Below are 23,272 nucleotides of genomic sequence, written 5' to 3' on the forward strand. Positions count from 1 at the left end.
ATGGAGCTGCTCCCCGTCCTCACCGATCCCCACGGCCGCCGCATCCGGAAGCTCCGCGTGCAGCTGACCGACGTGTGCAACTTCCGGTGCACGTACTGCATGCCGCTGTCAGTGCGGTTCCAGCCCAGCGCCACGCTCGTGCCGCCCGACGAGCTCGTGGCGATGGTCGCCGGGCTCGTCGGCGAGGGCGTCACCCAGGTCCGGCTCACGGGCGGGGAGCCGTTCTCGCGGCGCGAGTTTCAGGAGATCGCCGAGGGCGTCGGCGCGCTGCCGCTCCAGAAGTACGGCCTGACGACGAACGGGCACCGCTTGGCCGAACACCTCCCGCTTCTAGACGCCGTCGGTTGCCGCCACGTCAACGTGAGCCTCGACAGCCTGCGCGCCGAGCGGTTCGAGGCCATCACCCGAACGCCGTTCTTCGACCGCGTCGTCGGCGCGCTGTTGGAGGCGAAAGCGGCGGGCTTCCCCGTCAAGGTCAACTGCGTCCTGATCCGCGGCGCCAACGACGACGAGGTCGAGGACTTCCTCGCGTTCTCGGCCCGGCACGGCATTCCCGTCCGCTTTCTCGAATACATGAAGATCGGGCCGCAGCGGGGGGAGCACGACCGCCTGTTCGTCTCGGCCGGCGAGATCATCGACCGGCTCCGCCAGCGGCACGCGCTCGTCCCCGTCGGCGCCGAGCCCGACGCGACGGCGTTCTCGTTTCGCACCGACGACGGCGCCGAGGTCGGCTTTATCGCGTCGGAGAGCCGCCCGTTCTGCGCGACGTGCTCCCGGCTCCGCCTCACGGCCCGGGGCCACCTCCGGGCGTGCCTCATGTCCGAGGACGGGCGCGACCTCCGGGGCGTCCCGCCCGAGCACTACGCCGCCGTCCTGACCGACGTGATGGCGATGAAGCCGACGGGCCGGATTGAAGAGATCGCCCAACCCATGCACGAGATCGGCGGGTGACAACATGAGACACGGCCAGCGTCCCCGCTTCACCTTCCACCCCTTCGAAGTCGCCCTGTGCGGCTACTCGGGGTCGGGCAAGACGACGCTCGCGTGCCGGCTTTTGGAGCGCTGGCGTGACCGCTACCGCGTCGGGTTCGTGAAGCACGACGTGCACCGGTTCGCCATCGACACGCCGGGCAAGGACACCCGCCGGGCGACTGAGGCCGGTGCGGCGGGCGTGATGATCAACGACCCGCACCACTTCGCCCGAATCAGCACGCTCCCGTACTCGGCCGTCGAGCGGGCATCGGCCTTCATCGATGCCGACTTCGTGGTCGCCGAGGGCTTCAAGCGGTCCGACCTCCCTAAGCTGCTCGTCCTCGACGCCGACGGCCGCGCCGAACGCGAGCACCGCGACGGCGTTTTTTCGAACGTGCTCGCCGTCGTCGGGCCGGACAGCGCGCCCCCCGGCCTCGGCGTCCCCTTCCTCCACCGCGACGACGTGGACGGCGTCGCGGACCTCGTCGAAGGGCACGTTCGCGGGCGGGCTGAGTCGCCGCTCTACGGGCTCGTCCTGGTCGGCGGCCAGAGCCGGCGAATGGGCCGCCCGAAGTGGGCCATCGAGTACCAGGGCGAGCCGCAGGCCGCGCGCACGGCCCGGCTCCTGGGCGACGTGTGCGAGCGCGTTTTCCTGTCGGTCCGGCCCGGTCAGACAACCGAAGCGTTGGGCCTCCCCACGCTCCCCGACCAGTTCCCGTCGTGGGGGCCGGCCGCCGGGATCCTAACGGCCATGGAGGCCGAGCCCGGGGCGGCGTGGCTCGTAGCCGCGTGCGACCTCCCGTTCCTCGACGCGCCCACGCTGGCGGCGCTCGCCACCGGGCGCGACCGGCTCCGCATCGCCACGGCCTACCGGAGCGCGCACGACGGGCTCCCCGAGCCGCTCTGCACCGTATGGGAGCCCCGCGCCCGCCAGCGGCTCTTGCAGGCGGCCTCCATCGGGATAGCCTGCCCGCGCCGCGTCTTGCGCGAGTCCCGCCCCTGCCTCCTCGACCTGGACGACTCGCGCGCACTCGACAACGCCAACACGCCAGCCGATTTCGAGGCCGCCCGCTCCGCCCTGACTGACCCATGAAGAACTGACCCATGAAGAAACGCATCGACCTCCTCCACTTCGCCGCCTTCAGCCAGGCCCGCGGGTGCTCCGACGAGACCGTGACGACGGGGGCGGCCACGCCGCGCGACCTCTACGCCGAGTTGGGGCTGGAGACGACCCACCCGCTGGTCGCGCTCCGCGTCGCCGTGAACGACCGGATCACGACGTGGGACCTCCCGCTCAGCGACGGGGACCACGTCGTCTTTCTGGCCCCGTCGTCGGGGGGCTGACGTGTTTGAGATCGCCACCGAACCCATCGACCCCGCCGAGCTTCGCCGAGCCCTCGCGGCCGACGCCGCGGGCGCGTTCGTCGCCTTCGAGGGCTGGGTCCGCGACCACAACGGCGGTCGGGCCGTGACCGCGCTCGAGTACGAGGCCTACACCGTGCTGGCGGTCTCGGAGGGCGAGAACGTCTTGGCCGAGGCTGCCGAGCGGTTTGACGTCGAGGCCGTCCGCGCCGTCCACCGCACGGGGCGGCTCGCCATCGGCGAGCTCGCCGTCTGGGTCGGCGTCTCGGCCGCGCACCGCGGGCCGGCCTTCGAGGCGTGTCGCTACGTGATCGACGAGGTCAAAGCGCGCGTCCCCATCTGGAAGCGTGAACACTACGCCGACGGCGCCGCCGGCTGGGTGGACGGCCTGACGGGCGCTCCCGGACCGACGTCGCCCGCACCGGACGAGAGCGAGGGGCCGCCCCGCTAGCTCAGGATCATCTTCAGCCCTGCCACGACGAGCACGATGGCCAGCGTGCGGCGCACGACGCGCGCCGGGAGCCGACGGCTTCCCAGCCACGCTCCGATGGCGCCTCCGACGACGGCGGCGACGGCTAACACCGGAAGAAACGTCGGCAGCGTCGCGCCCTGCGTCGCCTGCCCGAGCAGGCCCGCGAGCGAGTTGACCAGGATGAACGCCGCCGCGATGCCCGACGCCGTCCGCACGTCCGCCCACCGGGCGAGCACCAGGAGCGGGCTCAGGAAGATGCCGCCGCCCACGCCGACCAGACCGGAGAGCAGGCCGATCGCCGCGCCGCACCCCAGCGCGACGGGCACCGGGAGCGGGCGCGTGTCTCCCGCCGGCGGCGACGGGCGCGCGAGACGGAACGCCGAGTAGAGCAAGACCGCGCCGACGACCGGCCGGTACAGCCCCGGCGGCAGCTCGACGGTCCCGCCGACGAACGCGGCGGGGACCGAGAGCAGCGCGAACGGCCACAGGCGGCCCCATGAGAACCGCCCGGCTCGAACGAAGGCGACCGTTCCGATGCCGGCTACCAACACGTTGAGCGCGAGCGCCGACGGGCGCATGGCCTCGGGCGCCACGCCGACGAGCGCCATCGCCGCGAGGTACCCCGACGCCCCACCGTGTCCGACGGAGGCGTAGAGCGTCGCGGCCACGAACACGAGCCCGACCAGCACCAGGAACGCGGTGGGCTCCATCAGAAGCGTCGGGGGGCGGCCGTTTCGGAGTCTAGGACTCCGAACCTGTACCTTCCCGCGATATGCCCGTCCCCCACTTCCCCGCCGGCACGAAAGGCGAGCTGCTGCTCCTGATGAAGCGTCGCGGCGAGGTCTCGCTCGACGACGCCCAGGCGGCCACGGGCTTGACGCGGCCCACGCTCCGCCAGCACCTCGGTGGGCTGGAGCGCGACGGGCTCGTCGTCCGGTCGACGCAGCGCCAGCCGCGCGGACGCCCGTCGCTGCGCTACGCGCTCGACCCCAGCGCCGAGACGCTGTTCCCCTCGCGCGACGGGCTCCTCTTGGGCCGCCTGCTCGACTACCTCCTGGACCGCGGCGAAGACGACATGGTGCGCGACTTTTTCGAGCGCTACTGGGACGAGCGGCTCCGCGACGTCCAGGCCCGCCTCCGTCAGGTTCCCGCGGGCGACGATGCCGGCCGGCTGGCGGCGCTCGGCGATGTCCTGCGCGAGCAGGGGTTCATGCCCGAGATCCGCCGGAACGGGAGCGTCACGATCCGCGAGTGCAACTGCCCGTTCCCCGAGGCCGTCAAGCGGACGCGGCTGCCGTGCCGGCTCGAGGCCGCCTTCTACGAGCGGCTCTTTGACGACCCCATCGAGCGTGTGACGTATATCCCGGACGGGTTCGCCGCCTGTACGTACGAGTTCGCCGAGCCGCCTGAGGCGTAGCGCTTCGAGATCTGCGTGCGAGAAAATGAGGGCGCGCATCAGGACCGGGGGCGAGGGAGGTCCAAGCTAGCAGCGCCTCGGCCACCGCCCGCGCCACCGAGCGCGGCCATTCCGGCCGCGACCAGGACGGGTCCGGCGGCGCACCCCGCCACGGCCCAGACTACCCACGCCCCGCCCCACGCCGACGGCCACAGCGGCGTCAGCAACACCAAGGACGCCAGCAGCACGCCGACGGCGGCCGCCAGCGCCCAGCGTCCACGCGTGGCCTCAGCTCCCCACACCGCGCGGGCGGCGGCAACGAGCCCAAGCGTCACGAAGCCGAGCAGCATGAGGTGGAGGCAGACGATCCGGAACGCCGGCACCGCGGCCCACCCCGCCCCCACTCCGACGGCCACGACGAGCTGGCCGAGCGCTTTCAGCACGAGGAGTCCGAGCGCGACGCGCCACAGTCCCCGCACGCGCGGCGCCAGCGCGAGCGCCGCCACGACGAGTCCGGCGCCCACAAGCGCGCCGCCGACGCGGGCGAGCGCGCCGAATAGCGGCGGCACGAGGGACGCGGGCATCCCGAGCGCGAACGTGAACGGGACGCGCGCCGCCGCCGCGGCCGCGCCCTATCCCAGAGCGTTCCGCCCCGCCCTGCCGACCGTGCCCCCGGCTTCAGCGGCGGCGAGTCCCAGCACGCCGAACACGAACCACCCCTCCGAGAAGGCATCGAGGAAGAGGTGCGTCAGCGCCGTCTTGAGCGCCGCCCCGCCCACGCCGGTCGCCTGGAGCACCGGGAGCCCCCACGCGCCGAGCGTGGCCAGGACGAGGAAGAACACCGCGAGGTCGAACAGCCGCAGGACTGGCGACGGCGGCGCACCCCGACGGGCGGGGCGGTAGAACGCGACGAACACGTACCACGCGAGCACGTTGAGCTCCGCTGCCATGACTCCGAGCGGGAGCCGGGAGCCGCCGACTTCGGCCGGAGCGTACCCGAACAGCAGGAAGGCCGGGTACGCCAGGAGCGCCAGCGCGAACGTAGCAGCGCCGACGGGACCGGCGCGCGGCGTCACCCGCCCATCCAGGCGGGCAGCCGCCGGACGACGAGCGCGAACAGCGCCGGCGTGGCCCACCCGAAGTACATGCAGGTGCGAGTGCGCGTGGCGGACGTTCATCGGGTCGAGGCCGAACGTGTCGCCCGTCGCCGCCGCGGTCAAGTAGCGAATCTTGTGGGTTCGTGAAAAAGGGCGTGCAGTGGGTCCATGTCGAGATACTTGCGCTCGGCCCAGTCCTCGGAGACCCGTAGGAGCACCGCCGTCGCCAGCGTCTCAGCGCTCTGCTCGTTCGGGAAGACGCCGACGACCCGCGTCCGGCGCTTGACCTCCCGGAAGACGCGTTCCAAGCCGTTCGTCGTGCGGATGAGCCGGTGGTGCGACGACGGGAACGCCGTGTAGGTCAGGGCCTCGTCGAGCCCGCGGCTCAGCGACGCGACCGCCTTGGGGTAGAGCTCGCCGTAGCGCTCGGCGAAGCTGGCCGCCAGCGACTCAGCCGTCTCCCGGCGCGCGGCTTTGAAGACGACTTTGAGGTCTGCCGCGACCGCTTCCGCCTCGGCCTGGGGCACGTGGGCGAGGACGTTGCGCTCGAAGTGGACCACGCACCGTTGCCACGCCGCGCCCGGCAGTTCCACCTTCACGGCCGACTTGATCGACTCGTGGTCGTCGGAGGTCACGAGCTTGACGCCGCGCAGTCCGCGCTCGACGAGGCCCTGGAGCATCCCCCGCCACGTCTCGGTCCGCTCGCCGGCCGCCGCCTCAACGGCGAGCACCTCCCGGTAGCCCTGGTCGTTGACGCCGACGGCCACCAGCAGCGCGACGTCACGGACGGCGCCGGCCCAGCGCGCTTTGAGGTAGGTCGCGTCGAGGTAGACGTACGGGTACGAGCGCTCGCGGTCGAGCTGGCGGCCCCGCCACTCCGAGAACACCTCGCCGAAGCGGGCGACGATCCTACTGACCGCGTCCTTCGAGATCCGTGTGCCGGAGAGCTTCCCGGTGATCTGCTCGACCTTTCGCGTCGAGACGCCCTGGAGGTACATCTCCAGCACGGCCTCCTCCAGCGAGCCCGTCATCCGCCGGTACCGCTCGAACACCTCCGTCAGGAACGGCATCTCGCGGGCTCGGGGCACGCGGATCTGCTCGATGTGCCCGGCGGTCGTGGTGAGCGCGCGGCCGTAGTGGCCGTTGCGCTCGCCGCGCCGGCGCTCGGTCCGCTCGCGGTGCTTGGCCTGGAGTTGGGCCGTCATCTCCTCCTCCATGACTTGTTCGAGCACACCCTTGATGGCGTCGCGGACGCGGTCTTCGAGGGAGGCGGTGGCCTCGTTGGTCCGGTCGTCGGGGGTCATCATCGGTTGGGATGGCTGAACCCACAAGATTCGCTACGCTACCGCCGCCGCCAGACGGAACAGGACACCCGTCGAGCCCGCCAACACGGCGAGGGCGACGTGCCACGCCCACCGCAGCGTCTTGCTGGCGACCGTTGGCGGCGGGGGGGCGAGGCCAACGGACTGGACACGAGGCGCGGACGACTGAATCATCCGGCGTCCTCCGGCGGGTACGTCAGCGCGCCATCGCAGACGCGGGCAAAGCTGGTCAGCGCGTGCGGCGAGACGCGGCCCGGGGCCATCACGTCGAGGACCTCCCAGCCCCGCACCAGGAGCGCATCGGCGACCAGACGGCGGTGGCAGCGCCAGGGGACGGCCTCGGAGCACATCATGGCCGTGCGGCGCTCCAGGGCGGCGGCCTCCAGTTCGGCCAGCCCTTTCTCAAACGCGTCCTCCGCCATGTAGTCGGCGTAGGCGCCGAACGAGGCGACGCGCCAGCCCGTGTTGGGCGAGCCTTCGGTCGGTTTGCCTCGCCGGCCGCCCAGGGCGGGGACGTGCACGTACGCGATCCCACGTCCGTCCAGCGCCTCGCGCAGCGCGTCCCCGCCGAAGTGCGGCTGGCGGCGCGAGCCGGGAAAGCGGCGGACGTCGGCGATCCGCTCGATGCCGGCGCCTTCGAGGAGGTCGAGGAAGTCCTCCAGGTCGCGGTTCGAGTGGCCGACGGTCCAAATGCGTTGGTCGGATGTCATGCCGAGAGAGAAACAGCGGAGAGGCCGGGACGCATGGCGACTGAACCACTATGGGCTGAAAGCCCATAGGTTGGATTCCGGCTGAAAGCCGGGGCCTCGGCTGAAGCCGACGGGAAGATGCACGCTGGAAGCGCGTCACTCCAGAATGAAATTCTCCGTCCCGTTCGGACCCTCGCTGTGCCGGTGATGCTCCAGGTACTCGTCGACCATCGCGTCCGTCCGGTGCTCCACGCCCCGTAGCCGATCCCCCAGAACCCGCCGCCGTACCGGCGCCGCACGCTCGGGTACTCCCGGACCAGCTTCCGAGCGCTCCGCCCCTTGACCTTGCGGACGAGGTCGCTGACCGAGAGCTTGGCCGGGTACGAGAGGTGGAGGTGGACGTGGTCGGCGCTCACGACGCCCTTGAGGACCCGCACGTCGAGCGCGTCGCACGACTGGCGGATGAGGTCCCGGCACCGCTCCTGGACCTCACCGCGGAGGAGCTTGCGGCGGTACTCCGTGATGAACACGACGTGGACCTGGAGGGCGTAGACGCTGTGGCTGCCGCGGCGCTGCTGCATGACCCCAAGCTAGCCGTGCGTGCTGAAAGCCTCGCGCTGAAGCGCGCAGCTTCTACTGGCGTGCTGGGACAGTGAACCGCTCCTACCACGCCCGGATCTGGAAGTCCCAGACGGACTTCGCCAACAGTGTCCGGCGTTATGGGAACTCCCATGGCGCAGGCCCACCCGAGCGGGACGGAGGCGTCGGCGGCCGCCGGACGTGTGTTGTGGAGCCGGCGAGGGGGAGTTGGGTGAACGGCGGCGGCGTGACCTCGGCCGCACCAGGCGAGATCCTCCGAGAACGCAGAGGAGCACCCGCGGCTCAACGCCGACTCGCCTCCCCCCTACCGGACCATCCTGCTCCGATCGTTGTCGGAGGCCGTTAGGCGCCGGGGTGGGCGACGGGAATGGCCTCGGTGCCGTGGCGGCGGTAGACGAAGAAGTCGCCGTCGACGGTGACGACCTCGCAGCGGGCGTGGCGCTCGGCGAGCCGGACGAGGCAGGCGTCTGCCAGGTCCATTGGCACGTCGGCATACTGGGCGACGAGCGCGGCAACGGCCGCTTCGTCGCCGGCGAGCGCGTAGCCGAGGCGGAGCGCGCCCGACATGAGGAGCCCGACGACGGGGCCGGGACCGCCGACGAGGTGGGCGGCCTCGGCGAGGACCGGCTCGCACGTCACGAACGAGGGGTACCGCTTGAACTGGCCGACGGCCCAGGCGTGGTACTCGTCGCGGGGGTTGAGGTAGGCGACAACCAGGCCGGTGTCGGCGATCCCAACGGTCACGGGCGGGGGTCCGACCGCCGCTCGCCGAAGCCCCGGAGGTGGTCCTTGTTGGACGAGAGGTCGGCGTGACCCTGACCCGGTAGCTCGGACGCTCAGTTAAGGGTACTCTCGCCCTCACACCGACCATGTCCATGCCCGCCCGCCGCACTTACACCCGCGAGTACAAGGTCGAGGCCGTCCGCGCCGCCGAGCGTTCCGGCAACGCCGCCCAGACCGCTCGCGATCTCGGCATCCGCCCCGCGCTTGTCCACCGCTGGAAGCGCGAGCTCCGCGACGACGGCCACCATGCCTTCTCCGGCAACGGCGTCCCCCGCGACGAGGAGCTCGTCAAGCTCAAACGCGAGAACAAGCGGCTTCAAGAGGAGAACGCGATCCTAAAAAAAGCCGTCGGTATCGTCGCCTCGCCCTCCCGGTGAGATACCGCATGATCGAGGAGGGGCACGGCCGGAGCTCCGTGCGAGCGATGTGCGCCGCGCTTGGCGTCTCGCCGAGCGGGTACTACGCCTGGCGCTCGCGCTCGACGTCGGCCCGCGAGGTCAAGGACCGCCGACTGACCGTCGAGGTCCGGGCCGTCCATCGCGAGAGCCGCGGCACGTACGGCGCGCCTCGGGTCCACGCCGAGCTTCGGGCTCGCGGCGTCGCGTGCAGCAAGAAGCGCGTGGCCCGACTCATGCGTGAGGCCGGGGTTACCGGGAAAGCACCGGGTCGGCGCAAGCGCACCCCGGCCTCGGCCCCTCTCGGTCCGGTCGCGGAGAACGTGCTCGACCGGGCCTTTGAGCCCGAGGCTCCCGATCAGACGTGGACGGCCGACATCACGCAGATCTGGACCAGCGAAGGCTGGCTCTACCTCGCGGTCGTGCTCGACCTCCACTCCCGCCGCGTCGTCGGGTGGGCCGCCCGGCCGTCGGCATCTCGTGCGCTCGTCGTCGAGGCGCTCCAGAATGCGCTCCGGTCGCGCCGCCCGGCCCCTGGCCTCGTCCTACACTCGGATCAGGGATCGCAACCCAGATTCAACCGGTCGTCGCAACACCCTTGAGGAGGGATCTGCGATGAGCACTCGGACGCGACACCCTGACAACACCGGACGTCCTCCACTCCATTCACCCGGGCGGCCGCCGGTCGGGCGCCGCTCGCACCGATTACGGTTCTGGATTGCCATCGCGGACGGGCAGTCCAGCGTCGACGCCGCCCGTAGCGTGGGCGTCTCCCCGGCCGTCGGGGTCCGATGGTTCCGACACGCTGGTGGCATGCCCCCGACACACCTCGCACCCTCTGCCCCAGCACTCTCGGGGCGCTACCTCTCGTTCGCCGAGCGAGAGGAGATCGCGCTGCTGCGCGCGCAAGGCCACGGCGTCCGCGAGACCGCGCGCCGGATCGGCCGGGCAGCGTCGACGGTCTCGCGAGAGCTCCGTCGCAACGCAGCCACGCGCAGCCGGTCGCTCGCCTACCGTGCGACCACAGCCCAGTGGCACGCCGACCGATCGGCCGCGCGCCCCAGGCCAACGAAGCTGACCACCAACGCCAGGCTGCGCGCCTACGGGCTGGACCACCTCAGCGGAGCTGTCGCCTCGCCGAGCGGGGCCGAAGTCCCGGGACCGGCGGTGGAGTGGAAGGGACGGCGACACGGACGCCGCAAGCCTCGGCGCTGGGCGCAGTCGTGGAGCCCTGAGCAGATCGCCGCGCGTCTGCGGGTCGACTTCCCCGACGACCCGTCGATGCGCATTAGCCACGAAGCCATTTACCAGGCGCTCTACGCCGATGACAGCCGACCGAGTGGGCTGGCGCGCGAACTGACGGCATGCTTGCGAACCGGGCGGACCCTGCGCGCGCCGCGAGCCCGGACGCGGGGGCGTGGCAAATCGTTTGTCTCACCCGAGTTGCTCGTCCGCAACCGCCCACCGGAAGCGGCCGACCGATCGGTGCCGGGTCACTGGGAGGGCGACCTCATCCTCGGACTCGGTAGCTCAGCCATCGGCACGCTGGTCGAGCGCACGACGCGGTACACGCTCCTGCTCCCGCTTCCTCGAATGGACAACCACGGGTCCGCGCCGCGCCAAAAGAACGGTCCGGCCCTGGCTGGACACGGCGCCGAGGCCGTCCGCAAGGCAGTCGCGCAGGCGATGGATCCACTGCCAGACCGGGTCTGCCGCTCGCTGACGTGGGATCAGGGCGCCGAGATGGCGCAGCACGCCGAGCTTCGGGAGCAGACCGGCTTGCCCGTGTACTTCTGCGATCCTCGCAGTCCGTGGCAGCGTGGGACGAACGAGAACACGAACGGTCTACTGCGTCAGTACTTCCCGAAGGGGACCGACCTGAGCACGCACAGCGCGGCGGAGCTGGCGGCGGTAGCCTTAGCGCTCAACACTCGTCCCCGCAAGACGCTAGGCTGGCGTACACCAGCCGAAGCGATGGACGAGGCCTTACGACCACCACCGACCGTTGCGACGACCGGTTGAATCTGGGCAATACACGAGCCACGAGTACCAGACGCTCCTAAGGCGACATGGCATCGTCGCGTCGATGAGCCGCCGGGGTAATTGCCATGACAATGCGCCCACGGAGAGCTTCTTCGGGACGTTGAAGTCGGAGGCCGTCCACGGCCGCCGCTTCGAGACGCAGGCCGAGCTTCGGTCGGCGCTCTTCGACTACATCGAGACCTTCTACAACACCCGCCGTCGGCACACGTCGCTCGGCTTCCTCACGCCGGTCGAACACGAAGACCGGCATCACCAACGGCAAGCGCTCAAGCTTGCTGCGTAACCTTAACCGGGCGTCCGCTACACCGGCTCTCCCGCACTTTGTGTGATCACGCCGAGCACAGGACGCGCTTGCGGAGCAGGTCGAAGCCGGCCCGGCCGTACATCTGGCGCTTGAGCATCTTCAGCCGGTTGATCTGACCCTCCGCCTGACCGCTGCTCCACGGCTCGTCCAGCGCGGCGCGGACGGCGGCGTAGTCCCGACGCAAGCCGTCCGAGAAGGTCGCCAGCGCGGAGATCCCGCTCGTGCGGCTCGCCTCCAGCCAGCCGTCGAGGTCGTCCGGCCGCTTCTCGCGCACCATCCGGTTGTACAAGCGCGCGAGATCGTGGAGACGTGCGACCTCCGTGTCCTGTCGGACGTGGGCGAGCACGGCCGTCTCCGATGCGTCGAGCGCTTCAGGGTCGCGGACGAGCAGCCAGGCCAGCTTCCGCGTCGACGGCAGACGTCCGCGGCGCGGTGCGCTCTCGACCGGCTCGCGGAGCCCCGTCAGGTACTTGCGGGGCGTTCGGGGGTGGGGCTCGGTCCGGCGGCCCTGCGCCCAGCGCGAGACCGGGCGCGATGACCTGGAGTAGCCGAGCGCTCCGATCTCGCGGTAGAGCACGAGCGCGCTCCGCTCGCCCTCCGCCCACCGCGCGTTGAGGTGCTCCTGATAGGGCGCCAGGACGCTCGGCGGCACCGAGTGGCGTCCGCGCTCAGGGAACGCGTCGGCGGCGAGGTACTTGGCTACGGTCTTGCGGTCGATCCGGAGCGCGTGGGCGATCTGGAGCGCGTTGAGGCCGTCCTCGGCGTGGAGCCGTCGGACCTCGACGTATCGGGCGTGGTGCCGGTCGCGACTGGCGGCCGACGCCGCCCGCTCGGCGGCCGTCCGTCGTCCAGGCTGGTACTCCGATGCCGGAAGGCTCTCTACTCCTGGAAGCGTCCTCAGCCGCCCGCGGACGCTCGTCAGGTGCCGGACGAGCACCTGGCGGAGATTGTGCAGCAGGTGCCACCGGTCCGCGACCTGGGCCGCGTCGGGCGCCCCCTCAGAGACCGCACGGGCGTACTCGGTCGAGCGGTCGCGTGCGACGACCTCGACGCCGGGGTGATCGCGGAGCCACGCCGAGACAGCCGTCGACGTCCGGTCTGGTAGCAAATCGACAGGACGGCGCGTCTCCAGGTCGATGAGGATCGTGCCCCACGAGCGGCCCTTGCGCCATGCCCAGTCGTCGAGGCCGAGCACGCGGGGCGTCTCGGCCTCGGGCACCGGGTGCCGGTGGAGGAGCCGGAGGACGGTGTCGGGGCTCGTCGGCATCCGCAGGTCACGGAGCAGCCGTGCGCCCGGCTCGGCCCCCGTCGCGAGTCCGGTGCGGACCTGCGACGCGGCCAGGCGGTCCGTCCGCCGGGCGTGGCGGGCGACGAGATCGGGGAACGGCTCGGCGAACGTCCGTCGCGGACAGGCCTCGCTCAGGCAGCGGAACCGTCGGACTCGGAGGCGCAGCCCGACGGCTCGGTCGCTGACGGGCAGGTCCGCCGGCGAGCGGGTGTAGAGGCCGTGGACGCGCCGCGAGCGGTGGCCGCACCCCGGGCAGACGGCGCTGCGGGCCTTGCTGCTCGCGTCGACGGTGAGGTCAGACGGGTCGGCCTGGACGGCGTCGAGGCGGCAGCCGGGGATGCGGAACGGGACGACGGAGGCGGCCATGCAGAGGCGGGCGGGTGAGCCTGCCCGAACGATCCCGTCGGAGCGCGACGCCGTCCGCGATCACACAAAGTGCGGGAGAGCCGCTACACCGGGTCAGGATCATCGTGATCTCACGTGGGAGGCCGACCCTGGGGTCCGGGCGCGGCGGGTTTTCGGGACGACCGAACCGGGGTGCCGTGGCTCGGGGTGACGGATGGACTGAGCCGCAAGGTCCCCCTCAGCCCGTCGACCCACACACGTTCCCCGCACGGACAGCCCTTAACGACGTGACCAGGCGCTGCAACCGACGCGGGGCTGGAGCGTTGCGGCCCCAATCGCTCCAACGCGGGTGAACGCGAGTGGCCGCGGCGGCGGGTCTCTCCCGGCACGTGAGGAATGGCACGTACTACCTGACACGTGACTGAACAGCACAAACCAATCCGACGAAGCGACACGATGTTTAAGACCAGTCTTCTAGCCGCCACCCTCGCCATGCTGCTGACGGCGTGCAGTCCAGCGACGACGCTCGCGCAACCCGATAGGCCGGACGCTGTCGCCAGTTCGGCGGTCTCCTCCTTCATCGAAGCGTGGAACGCGCACGACGGAACACGGCTGGGCGACCAGTTTACAGCCGACGGCGACTTCGTCGGCATTTCCGGGCAGCGATGGTGCGGGCCGGCCGAGATCGCGAGCGTCCATGCGGAATCGTTCGCCGGGCGGTACGACGAGAGCGTGTTCGCGGTCGACGGGGAGCCCACAGCCGTATCCATCCGCCCGGGCGTGGTGTTGGTCCACTGGCCGTGGACGATCTCCCAGGTGCGCGACACCGACGGCGACCCCATCCCGCCGTACAGCGGCCTCTTCACCTGGCTGCTGGTGGATCGCGACAGAGACTGGCGCATACGAGCCGCTCACAACACCGTCATCGACGAGTAGGCTATGAGACGATCCCTGTTCACGCTGTCGGCCGCGCTGTTGACCTTAGGAAGTCTGACCGCGTCCGCGCAAACCAACGGCCGGACCGTCCTGCTGGAGACCTACGCAGACCGGGAGACGCTGGCCGACCCCACAGAGGGTCCGTGCCCGGACATGCCGCGCAGCCTGACCCAGGTCGACGACAACTTGTACCGCCACACGAGCCAGGCTCTGCCCTCGCTCCATAGCGGCTTTGTACTGGTCACGGACGAGGGCGCGCTCGTGATCGACCCGGCCGGTACGTGTTCTGCGAACTGGCTCCAAGACGAGATCGACTCGCGCTTCGGCGTGCCGGTGCGTTACGTCGTCTACACGCATGCGCACTTCGACCACATCGCTGGCAGCCAGGTGTTCCAAGACGCCGGCGCGACCGTTGTCGCCCACGAGAACGCCGTCGAGCCCATCATCGGCGAGAAGCTGCCCACGGCGGTGCCCAACGTCGTGTTCGACGACAGCACGACGATCACGCTCGGTGGAGAGACCGTCGAGCTGTACCACATCGCGCCGAGCCACTCGAACAGCATGACCCTGGTGTACTTCCCCCAGTACAAGGCGCTCCAGTGCACCGACATCTGCCAGTCGGACACGTTCCCCTACAACGACTTCCTGGACTTCTACTACGGCGGCTGGATCGAGTCCCTGGACTGGGTCCTCCAACAAGACGTGGACGTCATCGACATCGGGCATTACACGCCTGCGACGAAAGACGACATTGTAGACTTGCGGGAGTACATGGTCGACCTGCACGGCCAGGTGCTCCACTTGGTCCGGGAGGGGCAGCACTGGGACCAGCTGTACCGCAACGTGGATTTTAAGGATGAATACGAAGATTGGTACGGCTACGACCAGATGCGCATCCTCAACATCCTAGGAATGTACCGTTGGGTCACGAACCACCGACGCGGGGTCTGGTAAGCGCCGATCCAGCGACATTAGTGGCAATCGGATCGTGGTCCAAACTGAATCGTGGACGCTTGTCCTCAAAAGCTAGACGGCGAGATGCGGCCAGTTTGCACGTCTTCAGAAATCGATCCCTCATGAACGACTCGTCCACCACCTCCGTCTCTTCCCTAAACGAGCTGATGTCGGCGCTCGCCAGCAACGGTCCCCGCACCATCGAGCTCACGGCGTCGGTGGCCTGCCCGCACTCGGTCACCCTGCCGCCCGGCGTATCGCTGGTCGGCAAGGGAAAAGACCGTTCCGCGCTCATCTTCGCTCATGGCGACGGCGTCGGTCTGACCGCCGACAACCGGGTCTCCGACCTCACCGTCGTCGCCACGCCCGCCGCCCGCGCGGTCTACGCGCAGGCTGGGACCGCCGACATGGGCACGCTCACGCTCGGCAACCTCGCAGTGACGGGCCAGGTGTCGATCGTCACCCGGACGGGCGCCGACGCGCTGAACCTCGTCGTGGACGGGCTCCACATCGCGGCCTGCGACGCGCGCCACTACAGCGAGCAGCCGCAGAAGTACGGCGTCAACGTGTACCAGGGCGCGCTGACCGTCTACAACTTCAACAGCGACGAGAACTCGCGCATCACGGCCTCGCTGCGCGACGTCAGCGCGGGCGCGCCGAACGCGCCGGTCCTGGGGTCGGGCGTGTTCGTGAGCGGCTTCGGCGACGAAGGCGGTCAGGTGGAGCTCGACACACTGACGACGGGCGCGGTCTACTCGACCGGCATGTTGCCCGCCGGCACCGCGACCATGATCACGGGCGGCGTGTTCGTCGTCTACGGCGTCCATGCGAAGCGCGTCGAGCATCTCGGCGAGACCGTGACCTACGGCGTCAACGACATGGTGCTCGACACCTGGGGCACGGTCGACACCTGGACCGTGCGCGCGCCGGTGACCTCGTACGGGCCGAGCTCGATCGGCTTCGTCAACTTCGGCACGGTCGGCGAGTTCGTGGCTGAAGCCGCAGTCACCACGCACGGGCTAGGCGCGCGGCTTCAACCAGTACGACGGCACCGTGCGCAGCATCCGCTTTAAGTCCATCGAGACGTTCGGCGACGGCTCGATCGGCATCCAGGTGAGCACGCCCGTCGGCACGGTTCGGATCGACGAGGGCGTGACGACGCACGGGTCGGTCGGTACCACGCTCGTGAAGGGCGTCAACATGGAGCTCCCCGCCCAGGCGTTCAGCGTGAAGTCTGATGGGGTCGTGGACGAATTGGTAGTCGGCGGCGACCTAGTAGGGCGTCAAGTCTGATGGGTTATGTTGGACGCTCGCTTCCCGTACGCTCATGTCCGCCCGCTACACCGTCCGCCTCTCCGACGACGACCGCGAGGCCCTCCGCCTCTTCGTTAGCCGTGGCACCGCCCCGGCCCGCGCCATCGCTCGCGCCCGCGTGCTCCTCAAGACCGATGCCGACGGCCCCGCCTGGGACGACGCCCGCGTCGCCGAGGCCCTCGACCTCTGCGCCGCCACCGTGCAGCGCGTCCGCAAGCGGTTCGTCACCGGGGGGCTCGACGCCGCCGTCGAGCGCAAGCGGCCCGACCGCGTCTACGCCCGCGCCCTCGGCGGGCGCGGCGAGGCGGAGTTGACCCGGCTGGCGTGCTCGACGCCCCCGGAGGGCCGGGCGCGGTGGACGCTGCGGCTGCTCGCCGACCGGATGGCCGCGCTCGGTCACGAGGTCAGCCACGAGACCGTCCGCCAGACGCTCAAAAAAACGCGCTCCGACCTCATCTCCACGAGCAGTGGGTGATCCCGCCGGAGCAGGACGCGGCGTTCGTGGCGCGGATGGAGGCCGTGCTCGATCTTTACGAGGAGCCCTACGACCTCGACCGGCCCGTGGTCTGCTTCGACGAGAAGCCGTACCAGATGCTCGGCCATGTCCGCGAGCCCGTGCCGCCGGGACCGGGCCGCGTCCGGCGGACCGACTACGAGTACGAGCGGTGCGGCACCGCCAACCTGTTCGTGTTCTACGAGCCGCTACGGGCCTATCGCCACGTCGAGGTCCGCGAGCGGCGGCGGGCCGTCGAGTTCGCCGACATGATGCGGCTGCTCGTCGACGAACTCTACCCCGAGGCCCCGGTCGTCCGCGTCGTGCTCGACAACCTCTCGACGCATACGGCGGCGAGCCTGTACAGGCGGTTCGCCCCGGCCGAGGCGCGGCGGATCGCGCGGCGGATCGCGCGGCGGATCGAGTTCACGTACACGCCGCCGCACGGGTCATGGCTGAACATGGTCGAGATCGAGAACGCGGCGGTCGGCGCGCAATGCCTGTCGCGGCGGATCGCGAGCATCGAGGCGCTGGCGAGCGAGACCTCGGCGTGGGCGTCGAGCCGGAACGCGGCGGGCGTCGGGACGGACTGGCAGTTCACGACGGCTGAGGCGCGGATCAAGCTGAAGCGGCTCTACCCGACCGATGAGACTTGACGTTCTACTAGACGGATCTCCTAGCTCTACGAGAACCCTGCCGGCTCACGGCCACCGACCTCCCGAAACCTCCTACAACCGGCGTTTTTGACACGGAGCGAAGATCCACCTCCCTCACCTTCAGCGGGACAACGTGATGGGGATTGGCTTGTGTGCAATAACGGTACAACAAGCCCCACCCCGCCCTACCCCCCAAACCGGATCACCTGGATCGGCTCGACCCGCGACGCCGCCCGCGCCGGCACGTACGCCGCCAGCGTGCACAGCGCGACGGCCGCCGCGACCGTCAGCGCCACGTCCAGCAGGCGGACCTCGACCGGCGCCACGCTGAGGTAGTACGCGTCCTCCGGTAGCTCGATGAGCTCGAACCGCGTCTGGACCCATGCGAACCCGAGCGCGACGGCCGCCCCACCCGCCGCCCCGATCACGCCGACGAGGAACCCGAACAGCACGAACATCCGCCGCACCGCCGCCCGGCTCGCCCCCATCGCCAGGACGGTCCCGATCTCCTGCGCCTTCTCGAGCACCACCATGAGCAGCGCCCCAACGATGTTGAAGGCGGCCACGACGACCAGGATCGAGATCACGAGCGGGACGATGCTCTGCTGGAGCTCGACCCAGGCGAAGAGCCCGCGGTAGACGTCCTCGATGGGCCGCGCGTAGACCGGCGGACCGACCTCCTCGGTCACGGCGTCGGCGACGGCCCGGGCCTCTGTCCGGTCGGCGAGCGTGAGGTCGATGCGCGTCGCGTCGGCCGCGCCGAATCGGAACAGCTCGCGGGCGGCGCCCAGCGAGACGAAGGCGTAGCTGTCGTCGAAGTCGCCGAGCCCGGTCTCGTAGACGCCCGCCACGTGGAACTGCTTGACGTAGGGCCGCGAGGCGAGCGCGCCGCCGCCCAGCCCGCGCGTCGAGAACGCTGTCACGCGCTGACCCGGTTCGAGCCCCAGCCGCTCCGCGAGGCGCTGGCCCACGACGAGCCCGGGCAGGCCCTGGGCGTCGGGCGCGAACGAGAACGCCCCGGCTTCGATGTTGCCCGCCACGAACGGCTGCGCGTCCGCCTCGGTCCCCCACGCGAGCACGCCGTCGACCTGGCTCGCCCCGCCCTCGCCGCTCGCGCGCAGCAGCGCGAAGTCGACGACGGCCGGCGTGGCGCGCTCGACGCCCGGGAGCGCCGCAAGGCGGTCCACGAGCGGGGCGGCGTCTTCGAGCGGCGTCCCGAGAAAGCTCTCGACCTGGACCTCCTGCCCGAACCCGACGATCTTGGCCTCGATCTCGCGGCTGAACCCGCGCACGATCATGACGGCCAGGAGCAGCGCGCCCGTCCCCACCGCCACCCCGCCCACGGCGGCGAGCACCACGAACCGCAGGAACCCGCGCCGGGCGTCGCGGCCCTGGGCGCCGCGGAGGTAGCGGAGGGCGAGCGTGCGTTCGAACGGTCCAATCATGGGCGGACCCGATGGGCGGGGCGGGGTGAGCGGGCGGCGGCGCCCCGGGCGGGGTGGAAGATCGCGGAAGAGCGGAAGAGCGGAAGAGCGGAAGAGCGGAAGAGCGGAAGGTGCCGTGGGCGGGGCGGGAGCCGCACGGAGCTTTTCGGCCGCCGCCCCGCCCCCTGCTCTACCTGCTCTACCTGCTCTACCTGCTCTACCTGCTCTACCTGCTCTACCTGCTCCGGCCCGAGAACGCCGGGCGGGGCGGCGCGTTTATACACCGACACCCCCTCCCCCACCCCGCCCTATGAACAACGCCGTCGCCACCCCGCCCGCCCCCGTCAACGAGACCGTGCTCGGGTACGCCCCTGGGAGCCCCGAGCGCCGAGCGCTCCAGCGCGCCGTCGCCGAGATGCGGGCGACCGAGGTCGAGGTGCTCCCCGTCGTCGGCGGGCGCCGCGTCGAGACCGGGCGGACGGCCACGATGCGCGCGCCGCACGACCTCTCGCACACCCTCGGCACCTACCACAAGGCCCGCACCGAGGACGTCGAGGCCGGCATTCAGGCCGCGCTCGACGCCCGCCACGACTGGATGCGGATGGACTGGACCGACCGGGCCGCCGTCTTCCTCAAGGCCGCCGACCTCCTCGCCGGCCCGTGGCGCGCGCGCATGAACGCGGCGACCATGCTGGGCCAGTCGAAGAACGCCTACCAGGCCGAGATCGACTCGGCGTGCGAGCTCGTCGACTTTCTCCGGTTCAACGCGTGGTTCATGCGCGACATCTACGAGGAGCAGCCGGTGAGCTCGCCCGGCGTGTGGAACCGGACCGAGTACCGCGGGCTCGAGGGGTTCGTGTTCGCCGTCACCCCGTTCAACTTCACGGCGATCGCCGCCAACCTGCCGGCCGCGCCCGCGCTCATGGGCAACACCGTCGTGTGGAAGCCGGCCCCGGCCCAGATGCGCGCCGCCGCCGTGGTCATGGAGCTGTTCGAGGCCGCCGGCCTCCCCCCGGGCGTCATCAACATGCTCCCGGGCGACGGCGCCGACGTGGGCGACCCGGTCCTGGCGTCGGAGCACCTGACGGGCCTCCACTTTACGGGCTCCACGCCGACGTTCAACCACCTCTGGCACTCGATCGGCAAAAACCTCGACCACTACCGGGCCTACCCGCGGATCGTGGGCGAGACGGGCGGGAAGGACTTTATCGTCGCCCACGAGTCGGCTGACCCCGACGCCGTCGCCACGGCCATTGTGCGCGGCGCCTTCGAGTACCAGGGGCAGAAGTGCTCGGCGGCCAGCCGCGTTTACCTCCCCGCCCCGCTCTGGCCCGACGTGCAGGCCGCGCTCGAGTCGCAGCTCGCCGAGATCAAGGTCGGCCCGGTCGAGGACTTCTCGAACTTCGTCAACGCCGTCATCGACGAGAAGGCGTTCGACAAGATCACCGGCTACATCGACCGCGCGCAGGAGGCGAGCGGCGTAGAGGTCGCCCACGGCGGGACGTACGACAAGAGCGAGGGCTACTTCGTCGACCCGACCGTCCTGGTCGTCGACGACCCGGCGTACGAGACGATGGAGCAGGAGATCTTCGGGCCGGTCGCCTCGGTCTGGGTGGCGCCCGAGGGCAAGAGCTTCGACGACGTCCTCGACCTCGTCGACCGGACGAGCCCGTACGCCCTCACCGGCGCCGTCTTCGCCCGCGACCGCGCCGTGCTCGCCCACGCCGCGGACCGCCTCGCCGAGTCGGCCGGCAACTTCTACCTCAACGACAAGCCGACCGGCGCGGTCGTTGGGCAGCAACCGTTTGGCGGCGCCCGCGGCTCGGGCACGAACGACAAGGCGGGCTCCAAGATGAACCTCCTCCGGTGGACCAGCCTCCGCTCGATCAAGGAGACGTTCGTTCCGGCCCAGCACTTTACCTACCCCTTCCTCGCGCCCGACGAGAACGAGCCGGCCGGCGACGGCGCGGCCGAGAAGGTGGTCGTGATGTGAGCACCTCCGGTGGGCACGGGGTACCGGGTACGAGGTACGTCGGACGTCGCCAGGAACCGCCGCCCTGCCCGTTCCACATGGACCCCGCCCCGCCCCGCTCTCAAGCCGCCCCGCCCCGCCCGCCGCTGGGCGGGGCGGTCGTGTTTGCGAGCGTGCACCATCCAGGTGTGGTAGGGCGGCCGTACCTGGCGCTGGAGGCGCAGGCGCGGCCGGTCGCCCTGGCGCTTCTGGTCGTGATGACGGTCGGGCTCGCGGCGGCGCTCCAGGGCGAGGCCATCCTGTGGCCGTTCGTGACGGGCACGGCCCTCGCCTACGCACTCGCCGCGGCCTATGGGCAGAGCACGCTCGTGCGCACGCCGGCCGAGGTCGAGGTGCGCGGCCCGTTCGCCGCCGTCCGCAGCGTGTGGAGCGTGGCCGGCGCGCGCGGGCGGGGCGGGCTGGCGCCGGTCCACTCGGCCCGGCTCGTCCACGGCGAGTTGCTGGTCGGCCTGGGCGACTACGTGACGACGCTCCGCCGCGAGGACTGGCCCGACTTCGACGGCCTCGTCGACGCGCTGCGCGGGGCGGCGGGGGCGGGGCGGGCGCTGGCGGGCGGGGCGGGGTGAGTGGGCGTCCGGGCGAGCCTAATGCCGTGTGCGGAGTATCCGGCAGCACGGGGCGGGGCGGCCCGTGACGCACCCCTGTCCCGCCCCGCCTCTAGCTTCTGCCACCCCGCCCCGCCCTTTCGATTTGCCCATGTCGCTCGACTCGTCCACCCGTTCCCGCGTCGGCGTGCTCACGCGGGGGTCGCTCGGCCAAGGCGTCGAGATGAAGCTGGACCCCGCGCGGTCCGTCGAGTCCGTCCGCGCTGGGACGTTCGTGGTGGTCGAGGGTGAGACGTTCGACTTTTTCTCGCTCATCACCGACCTCTCGATCGACGCCGCCAACGAGGGCATCCTGCTCCGCCCACCCGGCGCCGACGACGAGCTGCTGCGGCGCGTGCTCCAGGGCTCGGGCACGTACGCGACCGTCTCGCTCCGGCCGCAGCTCATGGTCCCGCAGGGGATCGGCGACGAGCCGCCACTGCCGGTCAAGACCGTCCCCGCCCACTTTTCGGCGGTCGGCGAGGCGACCGAGGACGACGTGGCGCGTGTGTTCGGGGCCGAGGCGCTGGACGGCGGCGACCGCTTTTTCCACGTCGGCACGCCGCTCGGGATGGACACGCCCGTGTGCCTCGACCTCGCGCGGTTCGTCGAGCGCTCGAACGCCGTGTTCGGGAAGACCGGGACGGGCAAGAGCTTCCTTACGCGGCTGCTCCTGGCCGGCACGATCGCGACGGGCCGCGCCGTCTCACTCGTGTTCGACATGCACAACGAGTACGGCGACCGCGCGCGCCAGGAGACCGACGGCGACGCGACGGCCTTCGTGCCCGGGCTCCGGCAGCTGTTCGGGCCGAAGGTCCAGATCTTCTCGCTCGACCCGGAGAGCACGCGCCGGCGGGGCGGCTCGACCGACGTTGAGCTCCACCTCTACGCCGACCAGGTCGAGCCCGAGGACGTCCTCCCGCTCCGCGAGACGCTCAACCTCAACGCGACGGCGACCGAGAGCGCGTACGGGCTCAAAAAGCAGTACGGCCGGCGGTGGCTGGCCCGGCTCCTGGAGGCCGCCCCGCCCGAGGTCGAGCAGATGGCCGAGGAGACCGGGGCGCACCCGGGCTCGCTCGCCGCGCTCCGCCGGAAGCTCGACCGCCTGGACGGCCTGCCCTTTTTCCACCTCGAAGAGCAGCGCGGGAAGCAGGACGCCGTCGACGAGTTGTTCCAGACGCTCGACGCCGGGCGCTCGGTCGTGCTCGAGTTCGGCCGCTACAACTCGCTCCTCGTCTACCTCTTGGTCGCCAACGTGATCACGCGGCGGCTGCGGCACCGCTACGAGGCCAAGATGGAGGCGTACGAGAAGACGCAGAACGAGGCCGACAAGCCGCAGCAGCTCCTGATCACCGTCGAGGAGGCCCACAACTTCCTCGGCCCGGAGACCGCCCGCGAGACGCCGTTCGGGAAGATCGCCCGCGAGATGCGGAAGTTTTTCGTGTCGCTCCTCATCGTCGACCAGCGGCCGTCGGGGATCGACGAGGAGGTGTTGAGCCAGATCGGGACGAAGCTGGTGGCCCAGCTCAACGACGAAAAGGACATCGCGGCGGCGCTCGTGGGCTCGCCCGGGGCCGGCGGGCTGAGGCAGATCCTGGCGTCGCTGGACTCGAAGCAGCAGGCGCTGCTCCTGGGCCACGCCGTCCCCATGCCCATCACGATCCGCACGCGCGACTACGGCCCCGACCTGTTCGCCGCCGTCAAGGCGCGGGCGGGGCGGCCCGAGGCCGAGTCGGCGGCCAAGATTCAGGAGGCGATGGGCACGCTGTTTTAGGGCAGCGGGCAGCGGGCAGCGGGCAGCGGGCAGCGGG

24 protein-coding genes and 2 pseudogenes are annotated in these 23,272 nt (G+C 70.8%); 17 read left to right on the plus strand and 9 right to left on the minus strand.

Translation table 11 applies throughout. The features are described from left to right. Genes moaA through RQM47_RS11160 form a run of 4 tightly spaced genes read left to right on the plus strand, consistent with a single transcriptional unit; the run spans position 1 to position 2,785 of the window. Positions 1-951, plus strand: coding sequence for a GTP 3',8-cyclase MoaA (gene moaA / locus RQM47_RS11145; protein ID WP_311662904.1), 951 nt, complete (start codon positions 1-3; stop codon positions 949-951). A 4-nt stretch (positions 952-955) separates the two neighbouring features. Beyond that, positions 956-2,065, plus strand: coding sequence for a molybdopterin-guanine dinucleotide biosynthesis protein B (mobB, locus tag RQM47_RS11150; protein ID WP_311662905.1), 1,110 nt, complete (start codon positions 956-958; stop codon positions 2,063-2,065). 11 nt (positions 2,066-2,076) lie between these two features. Then, positions 2,077-2,316 carry a MoaD/ThiS family protein gene (locus tag RQM47_RS11155; protein WP_311662906.1) on the plus strand — a complete coding sequence of 80 codons (240 nt, stop codon included), beginning with the start codon at positions 2,077-2,079 and terminating at the stop codon, positions 2,314-2,316. Between the two features lie 10 nt (positions 2,317-2,326). Next, positions 2,327-2,785, plus strand: a complete 459-nt coding sequence (locus RQM47_RS11160; RefSeq protein ID WP_349256303.1) for a molybdenum cofactor biosynthesis protein MoaE — start codon at positions 2,327-2,329, stop codon at positions 2,783-2,785. On the opposite strand, the gene RQM47_RS11165 is transcribed toward RQM47_RS11160, so the two are convergent. Then, the gene (locus tag RQM47_RS11165; RefSeq protein WP_311662908.1) at positions 2,782-3,516 is read right to left on the minus strand and encodes a sulfite exporter TauE/SafE family protein; all 735 of its coding nucleotides are present in this window, start codon (positions 3,514-3,516) and stop codon (positions 2,782-2,784) included. The two genes, RQM47_RS11160 and RQM47_RS11165, sit on opposite strands and share 4 nt — an antisense overlap. Positions 3,517-3,578: 62 nt before the next feature. Here RQM47_RS11165 and RQM47_RS11170 point away from each other — a divergent pair, with 62 nt between their 5' ends. Beyond that, positions 3,579-4,223 (plus strand): helix-turn-helix transcriptional regulator, encoded by a 645-nt coding sequence (locus RQM47_RS11170; RefSeq protein ID WP_311662909.1) that lies wholly within the window; start codon positions 3,579-3,581, stop codon positions 4,221-4,223. Positions 4,224-4,261: 38 nt separating this feature from the next. On the opposite strand, the gene RQM47_RS11175 is transcribed toward RQM47_RS11170, so the two are convergent. From RQM47_RS11175 to RQM47_RS11200, 6 genes and pseudogenes are all read right to left on the minus strand, one after another. Then, positions 4,262-4,786, minus strand: coding sequence for a hypothetical protein (locus RQM47_RS11175; RefSeq protein WP_311662910.1), 525 nt, complete (start codon positions 4,784-4,786; stop codon positions 4,262-4,264). Positions 4,787-4,834: 48 nt separating this feature from the next. Beyond that, positions 4,835-5,422, minus strand: a complete 588-nt coding sequence (locus RQM47_RS11180) for a hypothetical protein (RefSeq protein ID WP_314008981.1) — start codon at positions 5,420-5,422, stop codon at positions 4,835-4,837. Then, positions 5,419-6,606, minus strand: a complete 1,188-nt coding sequence (locus RQM47_RS11185) for an IS256 family transposase (protein ID WP_311662912.1) — start codon at positions 6,604-6,606, stop codon at positions 5,419-5,421. Before RQM47_RS11185 ends, RQM47_RS11180 begins: the two co-directional genes overlap by 4 nt. A gap of 185 nt (positions 6,607-6,791) precedes the next feature. Then, positions 6,792-7,331 carry a DUF488 domain-containing protein gene (locus tag RQM47_RS11190; protein ID WP_311662913.1) on the minus strand — a complete coding sequence of 180 codons (540 nt, stop codon included), beginning with the start codon at positions 7,329-7,331 and terminating at the stop codon, positions 6,792-6,794. Between the two features lie 135 nt (positions 7,332-7,466). Beyond that, positions 7,467-7,891, minus strand: a pseudogene (tnpA, locus tag RQM47_RS11195) (IS200/IS605 family transposase). A 361-nt stretch (positions 7,892-8,252) separates the two neighbouring features. Further along, a complete protein-coding gene (locus RQM47_RS11200; protein ID WP_314008984.1) occupies positions 8,253-8,654 on the minus strand; it encodes a hypothetical protein in 402 nt (133 codons plus the stop codon). A 131-nt stretch (positions 8,655-8,785) separates the two neighbouring features. On the opposite strand from RQM47_RS11200, the gene RQM47_RS11205 reads away from it, so the two are divergent. Genes RQM47_RS11205 through RQM47_RS11220 form a run of 4 tightly spaced genes read left to right on the plus strand, consistent with a single transcriptional unit; the run spans position 8,786 to position 11,414 of the window. Continuing rightward, positions 8,786-9,070: a transposase gene (locus RQM47_RS11205; protein ID WP_314008986.1), complete on the plus strand. Its 285-nt coding sequence runs from the start codon at positions 8,786-8,788 to the stop codon at positions 9,068-9,070. Further along, complete coding sequence (locus RQM47_RS11210; RefSeq protein WP_314008988.1) at positions 9,067-9,690, plus strand: IS3 family transposase; 624 nt, start codon at positions 9,067-9,069, stop codon at positions 9,688-9,690. Before RQM47_RS11205 ends, RQM47_RS11210 begins: the two co-directional genes overlap by 4 nt. A gap of 13 nt (positions 9,691-9,703) precedes the next feature. Continuing rightward, positions 9,704-11,110 (plus strand): IS30 family transposase, encoded by a 1,407-nt coding sequence (locus RQM47_RS11215; RefSeq protein WP_311666072.1) that lies wholly within the window; start codon positions 9,704-9,706, stop codon positions 11,108-11,110. Further along, positions 11,094-11,414: an IS3 family transposase gene (locus tag RQM47_RS11220; RefSeq protein WP_314008990.1), complete on the plus strand. Its 321-nt coding sequence runs from the start codon at positions 11,094-11,096 to the stop codon at positions 11,412-11,414. Before RQM47_RS11215 ends, RQM47_RS11220 begins: the two co-directional genes overlap by 17 nt. Positions 11,415-11,460: 46 nt before the next feature. Here RQM47_RS11220 and RQM47_RS11225 read toward each other — a convergent pair whose 3' ends face one another. Further along, positions 11,461-13,089 carry an ISL3 family transposase gene (locus RQM47_RS11225; RefSeq protein WP_311665192.1) on the minus strand — a complete coding sequence of 543 codons (1,629 nt, stop codon included), beginning with the start codon at positions 13,087-13,089 and terminating at the stop codon, positions 11,461-11,463. A gap of 435 nt (positions 13,090-13,524) precedes the next feature. On the opposite strand from RQM47_RS11225, the gene RQM47_RS11230 reads away from it, so the two are divergent. The 5 genes and pseudogenes from RQM47_RS11230 to RQM47_RS11250 all read left to right on the plus strand — a co-directional run bounded on the left by RQM47_RS11230 (position 13,525) and on the right by RQM47_RS11250 (position 17,421). After that, entirely contained in the window at positions 13,525-14,004 is a 480-nt protein-coding gene (locus RQM47_RS11230) for an SgcJ/EcaC family oxidoreductase (RefSeq protein ID WP_314008992.1), read from the plus strand. Between the two features lie 3 nt (positions 14,005-14,007). Beyond that, entirely contained in the window at positions 14,008-14,958 is a 951-nt protein-coding gene (locus RQM47_RS11235; RefSeq protein WP_409945814.1) for an MBL fold metallo-hydrolase, read from the plus strand. A 122-nt stretch (positions 14,959-15,080) separates the two neighbouring features. Then, positions 15,081-16,031, plus strand: a complete 951-nt coding sequence (locus RQM47_RS11240; protein WP_314008996.1) for a hypothetical protein — start codon at positions 15,081-15,083, stop codon at positions 16,029-16,031. Further along, entirely contained in the window at positions 16,012-16,251 is a 240-nt protein-coding gene (locus tag RQM47_RS11245; protein ID WP_314008998.1) for a hypothetical protein, read from the plus strand. Before RQM47_RS11240 ends, RQM47_RS11245 begins: the two co-directional genes overlap by 20 nt. 34 nt (positions 16,252-16,285) lie before the next feature. Then, positions 16,286-17,421 (plus strand): annotated as a pseudogene (locus RQM47_RS11250) (IS630 family transposase). 185 nt (positions 17,422-17,606) lie between these two features. Here RQM47_RS11250 and RQM47_RS11255 read toward each other — a convergent pair. Continuing rightward, a complete protein-coding gene (locus RQM47_RS11255; RefSeq protein ID WP_311662914.1) occupies positions 17,607-18,866 on the minus strand; it encodes an ABC transporter permease in 1,260 nt (419 codons plus the stop codon). A gap of 289 nt (positions 18,867-19,155) precedes the next feature. Here RQM47_RS11255 and pruA point away from each other — a divergent pair, with 289 nt between their 5' ends. From pruA to RQM47_RS11270, 3 genes are all read left to right on the plus strand, one after another. After that, positions 19,156-20,838 (plus strand): L-glutamate gamma-semialdehyde dehydrogenase, encoded by a 1,683-nt coding sequence (gene pruA / locus RQM47_RS11260; protein WP_311662915.1) that lies wholly within the window; start codon positions 19,156-19,158, stop codon positions 20,836-20,838. Between the two features lie 77 nt (positions 20,839-20,915). Then, a complete protein-coding gene (locus RQM47_RS11265; protein WP_311662916.1) occupies positions 20,916-21,443 on the plus strand; it encodes a hypothetical protein in 528 nt (175 codons plus the stop codon). Between the two features lie 130 nt (positions 21,444-21,573). Next, the gene (locus tag RQM47_RS11270) at positions 21,574-23,235 is read left to right on the plus strand and encodes an ATP-binding protein (protein ID WP_314009000.1); all 1,662 of its coding nucleotides are present in this window, start codon (positions 21,574-21,576) and stop codon (positions 23,233-23,235) included. The last annotated feature ends 37 nt before the right edge of the window (positions 23,236-23,272 follow it).

It is taken from the genome of Rubrivirga sp. S365, from assembly GCF_032248475.1.
In the GTDB taxonomy this organism is placed as follows: domain Bacteria; phylum Bacteroidota; class Rhodothermia; order Rhodothermales; family Rubricoccaceae; genus Rubrivirga; species Rubrivirga litoralis.